This window comes from Staphylococcus sp. EG-SA-2, assembly GCF_017152085.1.
In genome coordinates, this window is the sequence record NZ_JACYHC010000926.1 from 1 (window position 1) to 935 (window position 935).

Annotated in this window: 1 protein-coding gene; it reads right to left on the reverse strand. The window is 34.9% G+C overall.

The window, feature by feature from the left end; genetic code table 11:
• The coding region (locus tag IDG60_RS16270; RefSeq protein ID WP_481906101.1) for a sodium:solute symporter family transporter at positions 1-935 on the reverse strand (935 nt) is incomplete at both ends.

Sequence of the window (935 nt, forward strand, 5' to 3'; positions counted from 1 at the left end):
TTCGTAGCCGTTTTTGAAATGTATGTTGATGGTTTATCTTTTTCAAAAATTGTTAATCCCGTTATATCTTTTTTATGTTTTGAAGGGACAATGAAGCTAAGTATATAAGCAAAGACAAAAGCAACTGTAAATGAAATGGTAGATACATAGAAAGGTGAGTTACCTTTGCCAACACCATTATAGACATAAGCAAAGATGATACCCAATATTAATCCACAAATAACACCGAATGTATTCGTACGTTTAGTGAAAATACCAACTGCAAATACACCAGCTAATGGAACACCGAATAATCCAGTTACAAACAAGAATAAATCCCATAAGTCATTTGAATTAGAAGCAATTAAGTATAGTGACATTCCAAAACCGAAAATACCTGCAATGATGATAATGAAACGTGCAAAGTTAACTTCGTGTCGCTCGCTATCTTTTCCGAAGAAGCGTTGCTTAATGTCGATTGAAATACAAGCAGATATAGAATTTAAACTAGATGAAATGGTAGACTGTGCAGCGGCGAAAATGGCTGCAATAAGTAATCCTGCTACAAATGGTGGCATCTCAGTCAAAATGAAATATGGCACTACAGATGATGTATTGAAGCCTTTTGGTAAAACAGCTTCATGTGTATAAAATGAATACAGCATTGTACCCATACCATAAAATAAGGGTGCTGAAATTAAAGCTAGGATACCATTTGTCCATAACGATTTATTTGTTTCTTTTAAACTATCAGAAGCTTGATAACGCTGCACGACGTCTTGACTCGCTGTGTATTGATACAAGTTGTTGAAAATATTTCCTAGGAAAATAATTGGAATGGCAGCTGCCGCAGTATTTAGTTTCCAATTGTCTGCACTAATTAATTTTTTGTGCTCAATCGCATCTGCAAAGACAGTGCCAAAACCGCCTTTAATGTTCATAACACCTAGAATAAT